The 6,230-nt window shown below is 45.4% G+C and carries 6 protein-coding genes; all 6 read left to right on the top strand.

The window, feature by feature from the left end; all coding sequences use genetic code 11:
• Positions 1–11: 11 nt before the first annotated feature.
• The 6 genes from ABTV53_RS20180 to ABTV53_RS20155 are packed head-to-tail and all read left to right on the top strand — an operon-like array spanning position 12 to position 6,227.
• A complete protein-coding gene (locus ABTV53_RS20180) occupies positions 12–863 on the top strand; it encodes a 3-hydroxyacyl-CoA dehydrogenase family protein (RefSeq protein ID WP_433745693.1) in 852 nt (283 codons plus the stop codon).
• Positions 864–882: 19 nt separating this feature from the next.
• Complete coding sequence (locus ABTV53_RS20175; protein ID WP_433745690.1) at positions 883–1,932, top strand: HAD-IIIC family phosphatase; 1,050 nt, start codon at positions 883–885, stop codon at positions 1,930–1,932.
• Positions 1,933–1,947: 15 nt separating this feature from the next.
• Positions 1,948–2,211, top strand: a complete 264-nt coding sequence (locus tag ABTV53_RS20170; RefSeq protein ID WP_017687156.1) for an acyl carrier protein — start codon at positions 1,948–1,950, stop codon at positions 2,209–2,211.
• Positions 2,208–3,092, top strand: a complete 885-nt coding sequence (locus tag ABTV53_RS20165) for a hypothetical protein (RefSeq protein WP_338588050.1) — start codon at positions 2,208–2,210, stop codon at positions 3,090–3,092. The genes ABTV53_RS20170 and ABTV53_RS20165 overlap by 4 nt, the downstream gene beginning before the upstream one ends.
• Positions 3,093–3,117: 25 nt before the next feature.
• On the top strand, positions 3,118–3,858 hold the full coding sequence (locus tag ABTV53_RS20160; protein ID WP_433745686.1) for a thioesterase II family protein: 741 nt from the start codon (positions 3,118–3,120) through the stop codon (positions 3,856–3,858).
• A gap of 35 nt (positions 3,859–3,893) precedes the next feature.
• Positions 3,894–6,227, top strand: coding sequence for an ABC transporter permease (locus ABTV53_RS20155; protein WP_433745684.1), 2,334 nt, complete (start codon positions 3,894–3,896; stop codon positions 6,225–6,227).
• Positions 6,228–6,230 lie beyond the last annotated feature (3 nt).

Genomic DNA, 6,230 nt, shown 5'->3' with positions numbered 1-6,230 from the left:
GGTGATTAGGTATGCATAATCGACTCATTGCAATCATTGGCGCAGGGGTGATGGGATGTGCCACAGCACTGGATGTCGCGAGGGCTGGCTATCGTGTAATTTTGCAGGATATTTCGGCGTCGGTCATCGAACATGCCCCTGATGTTATACGTCGTGAATATCGTTCAGCTTGCTTTCTGAAGCAAGGGTACGGTCAGGTGCCTCTGGATCAGATCATGGAACGAATCTCATTTCAGACACAAGATGAAGGTGTGGAAGAGGCAAGTGTCATTATTGAAAATGTAACCGAGAACCTGGAGTTGAAAAAGGAAGTTTACGCACGACTATACCACAAGGCTCGTCCGGATGCTTTATTTGCGCTAAATACAAGCTGTATTTCCGTGACAAAGCTCGCTTCATTTTTGCCTGACCCAGGTCGAGTCATTGGGGTGCATCTGATGAATCCGGTTCCCGTTAAATCCATGGTGGAGGTGATCAAAGGACATCATACAACGGAGGATACGGAACATGAGATGGTAGCGTTTTTGGAAACCCTTGGTAAAAGTCCGATTGTCATAGAGGATTTGCCCGGGTTTGTCTCTAATCGCCTCTCGCACTTGTTAATGAATGAAGCGGCGTACATTGTACAGGATGGAATCGCTACACCCGAGCAGGTGGACGCCATTATGAAGAAGGGCTTCAATTATCAGATGGGGCCGCTGGAGACGGCGGATCTGATTGGTCTGGATACGGTCGTGCATTCATTAAAAGTATTGTACGACAGCTATCAGGACCCCAAATTCCGATGCTGTCCGATGTTGCAGAAAATGGTTGATGCAGGACAGTGGGGGCGGAAGACGGGTCGAGGATTCTATGCCTACTAAGATGAAAGGTGGCATGACCATGGAAAAGCTCAAGGATATCAAGTGTATCGTTTGGGATCTGGACCACACCATATGGGATGGAGTTTTGCTTGAATCTGCAGATGTTCAACTGAAGCCGGGCTTAAAGGAGGTGATTGAAAAACTGGACCAGCGAGGTATTTTGCATTCTGTTGCCAGTAAAAATGATGCAGAGCTGGCTTGGACGAAACTAAACGAACTGGGCATCGCCGAATATTTTCTGTATCCCGAAATCCATTGGGATGCGAAGTCCGTCTCTGTTCAGCGGATTCAGCAGAACATTAATATTGGCATGGATGCCATTCTGTTTGTGGATGATCAACCTTTTGAACTGGAGGAAGTCCAAAGTGTACATGCTGACATCCAGGTACTTCATGCGGATCAATATGAAGCCATGCTTGATGACCCAAGGCTGATGCCCCGATTCATTACAGCTGACTCTGCGTGCAGAAGGCAGATGTATCAGGCGGATACACTCCGTAAACAGGCTGAGGAGCAGTATGAAGGACCTTCAGAACAATTTCTGGCTACACTCGGCATGAAATTTTCCATCTACGAGGCTACTGAGGATGACCTTCAACGTGCAGAGGAACTTACCGTCCGCACCAATCAGCTAAACGCAACGGGAATTACCTACAATTACGAGGAGCTGCATCAACTGATGACCTCGCAGGACCATTTGTTATTGGTGTGTGAACTCGAAGACAAATACGGGACGTATGGCAAAATTGGGCTCGCACTTATTCACATGCAGCAGAAGGTATGGCGGCTAAACATGCTTCTGATGTCTTGCAGAGTGATGTCCAGAGGAGCAGGGAGTGTACTGCTAACGTATATCATGCGTGAAGCTCAGAAGCAGGGCAAACAGATGCTTGCCGACTTCAGGGATACCGGAAGAAACCGGATGATGAATATCAGCTATCGCTTTGCCGGTTTCAAGCAGCAATCTGCAGATCAGGAAGGAAGAGTACTGTTTTATCATGATTTACAGCAGGCTGTAGCGTTTCCAGATTACATTGAGGTTTTAGTGCCCGAGGGGCAACATCAATAACAAGGGGGAAGGGCAGTGGATTATCGTCAGGAAATTCGGGAGTTTATCGGGAACAACCTCACCATGGATCATGAGGACACTCAAATTAATGATAATGACAATTATTTTGAGCAGCGGTTCGTCAATTCGCTCTTTGCTATGCGTTTGGTGGACTTTGTAGAGCGTAGATTCCAGATTGAGATAGCGAATGAAGATCTGGATTTGGCTAATTTCTGCACGATTAACCGTTTGCATGATCTTATTGAGAGAAAGTTGACTGAGAAGGAGGCGGCACTATGATTACAGCTAATCAGGCATCCATTCGTCCAGTCACAAGTCCGGCAACCAGCCCGTCCAACAAATATATGTATTTGTTTTTGGGAATTTCCTTTGGCACATGTTATGGAATCGCAAGTTTGTTCATGTTCTTTGCGGATTTTATTGTACCCATAACAGGTGAGTTAACCTTGATGCATCCACTTGCGATCGTTGCTCTGTATTCACCTTCCATTGCCGGATTAATTACATGTTATGTGATGGGCGGCACGGAAGCATTAAAAGGAATGTTTATGAAGCTGGTTCCGCGCAGACAGGATCTGTTCTGGATACCGCTCATTATTGGTATTTCCATCATCTTCGCATCAACAATGCACTTTGGTTCCTTGTTATTCGGCATACCGGTCCCTGAGTTGACATATAGTGTACCTGAAATGATCTGGTTGGGGATTGTGAATCTGATCAAGGAGACGGGGCTGATTGGTGGGCTGTTTGGCTGGATCGGATTTTTGCTTCCATTCTTGCAAGGGAAGTTAAAAAATAATATAACAAGTGGTCTGCTTACCGGCCTGTTGTTCGGATTATGGGTGCTTCCGGGGTACTTGATTTCCTCTTTTGGCACCTCAACCACGTACATATACTACGTTGTTCAGCTTATGGCATTTATCGTGTTCCAAAGTTATATCTTCAATGCAACCAAAGGTACACTTCTGTTTTATCTGCTTGCATTCTGGCTTGTAGCCACAGGAAGTCAAATTGATTTGTACTACTTTAATCCGCAAGTTCAAATTATGCAATTCTTCTTTTTTGTAATATCGGCTATTGTCATACATGTCATCTTCAAGCGTAAAAATGTGGATACTTCACTTCAGACATTCCCTGCATATGTTCTGGAAAGAAAGTAAGCCTGGTTATGGTGGTGGATAAGTGATGGAACCGATCTATTTGGAGCAGCTACAAAAGGGGGAGGGGAACAGACAAATGGTCTGTTTTCCTTATCTCGGTGGCAACTCCAACAGTTTTCAGCCCCTAGTGCCGTACCTTCCTGACACGGAAATTTGGGCGTTTACGCCCCCGGGTCATGGTCTGAACACCGAAACTCCCCTGGAGCATATGCAGCAACTCGTAGAACTGTATACCAGCAAACTGCTGGATGTTATACAGCCGGGCAGTCTGTTATTTGGACATAGTCTGGGAGGGATTACAGCCTACTTCGTTGCGCAGCGCTTATGTCAGGAACGTCCAGATGTGGCTAAAACGCTACGGCTTGTGTTATCTGCCTGCAACACGCCTGACGAATGCGGGATGCAGAATTATGATCGGATGTCAGACGAAAATCTGATTGATCATCTGTTCTCCTATGAAGGTCTTCCGCAAGAATTGATACATGAAAAAGAATTGTTGAATTATTTTCTGCCCGTCATCCGGGCGGATTTCAGGATGCTGGAATCTGCAGCAACGCTTGAATATGAGCCGCTCTCATTGCCGGTGTTGTATCTGTGGGGAGAACGAGATCGTACCGTTACCCTTCAATCAGCGTTGAGATGGGGCCGATATTTTGACACACCCTTGAAGCTTCAAACCATCAAAGAGGGTACTCACATGTTCATGATGCATCAACCTTCAACGGTGGCGCATTGTCTGACAAGCTTTATGACTCCAGATAAATAGGAACAACTTGTAGATGAGAGGAGCCATGTTCGTTTATGCTGCTACGAATGCTGAGAAACGATATAACGAGAAAAAAAGGGATTACGGCTGCGTTATTTATTTTTGTACTGCTGGCCGCCTTGCTGGTATCTTCGGGGTCAAGAATGATTATGGAACTGACGAGTTCCATTCAATATCTATTTTCTGAATCCAAAACACCACACTTTGTGCAAATGCATGCCGGAGAACTCGATCAGGCCAAAGTGAACACGTGGGCTGAAGAAAATGCCATGGTCCAGCAGCATCAGATTGTGGAAATGGTCAATATTGACGGCTCTAATCTGTTTCTCGGAGCAGAGTCCGAGAAGAACAGCGTTATGGACATTGACTTTGTTACACAGAATCAGGGTTTCGACTATTTGTTGAATCTGGATAGTGAGATTATTCAGGTTAACGATGGCGAGATCGCGGTTCCGGTATATTACATGCAGCAAAATAAATTGAGTGTGGGCGACCAGGTTCGGATCGATAATGGTCAATTTGAGCGTTCTTACACCATCGTTGATTTTGTCCGTGATGCTCAGATGAATCCATCGGTTGTGCATTCCAAACGTTTTATTGTGAGTGATGGGAATTTGCAGGAACTGAAGCAGAGTATCGGAGAGATGGAGTATCTCATTGAATTCCGGTTGACGGATCCCGGACTGACGAGTGGATTTACCCAGGCTTACCAAAATGCCGGACTTCCCGACGCGGGTCCCGTCGTAACCTATGGGCTGTTCCAGGTACTGAATGCCATGACCGACGGAGTTATTGCAGCCGTTATTATTTTGGTCAGTCTTGTGCTGATTCTGATCGCGATGCTCTGCATCCGATTCACGATGCTTGCGACCATCGAAGAGGATTATCGTGAGATTAGTGTCATGAAAGCGATAGGGATCGCAGAGAAGGATATTAAGAGACTGTATCTGATGAAGTATGTATTTATGGCGGGATTCGCATCCGTGCTTGGTTACATTGCATCACTGGGCGTTAACAGACTATTTGTTTCCAACATCATGTTGTATATGGGAAAAGCACCTGCAACCCTGTTGCATTTCGCGATTCCGTTATTAGCCGCTGGAATAATATTTGCCATGGTTGTTCTGTTCTGTCGAACGGTACTGCGGCGTTTTCGTTCCATCTCCGCGGTGGATGCTCTCCGTACCGGGAGCCTGGGAGATACACAGATCATTCGAAATCGGCTCAGTTTGTCCCGCAATCGCTGGTCCTCCGTACCTGTCTTTCTTGGTCTGAAGGAAGTCATACAGCGAATCAAGATGTTCCGATTATTGTTATTTGTCTTTGTAGTCAGTTCATTTATCATGATTGTGCCGGTCAACTTCCTGAACACTTTGCAGGCGCCAAGTTTTATTTCTTATATGGGTGTTGGACAAAGTGATATTCGCATTGACTTGAGGCACACAGACGATGTGGAGCAGCGTTATGACAATCTGGTTGCCCAGATCCAAAATGATAAAGACATCAAAACGTATTCCCCATTGGTAACAAGCCAGTTCAAGATTAAAAATGCGGAAGGCAGTTACGACAATCTGAGTGTAGAAACTGGAGATTTCAGTATTTTCCCATTGTCTTATGTTAGTGGTAATGCGCCAACAACCGAGAAGGAAATTGCGTTATCTGATGCAAACAGTAGCGAGCTTCGCCTGAAGACTGGTGAACAACTTACCTTGCTGGTTAATGGCAAGGATCAGATAATGACGGTCAGCGGAATATACCAGGACGTTACGAATGGTGGGAAAACGGCGAAAGCCTTATTGCCCTACAACAAGGATAGTGTGTTGTGGTATGTGGTCAGTTTGGATCTGAATAATCGCGGGGACATGGCTGCCAAAATTGCTGAATATGAGGCGGCTTTCTCGCCAGCTAAAGTAACCGATCTTCAAGGTTATCTGGATCAGACGTTAGGCGGAACCATCCAACAATTGAAATTGGTGACGATGCTGGCCTTGGTCATCGGTGTATTCATATCTATTTTAATTACAGCACTGTTCCTTCAGATGTTAGTAGCCAAGGACAACAACGACATTGCTGTACTAAGAAGCCTTGGGTTTGCCTTGTCTAAAATCAAGTTCAAGTATGTCGTGATGTCACTTGTCATATTAATCTTAGGGGTTGTTACTGGAACGATATTGTCCAATACGTTGGGTCCGTTGCTGGTTAGTGCCATTATGTCGACGTTTGGAGCTTCCAATATTGTTTTTGTTGTTAACCCGTTACAGGCATATATTTTGTGTCCATTGTTACTTGCGGGCACGATTGTACTGACAGCATGGATTAGTATCCAATCAATCAAGGAAACGAGCATATCCAAAATGATTGTCGAATAGGGA

Source organism: Paenibacillus amylolyticus (assembly GCF_050990605.1).
In the GTDB taxonomy this organism is placed as follows: Bacteria; Bacillota; Bacilli; order Paenibacillales; family Paenibacillaceae; genus Paenibacillus; species Paenibacillus amylolyticus_H.
Note: the sequence above shows the minus strand (reverse complement) of the source record. Positions and strands in the feature narration are given on the sequence as shown.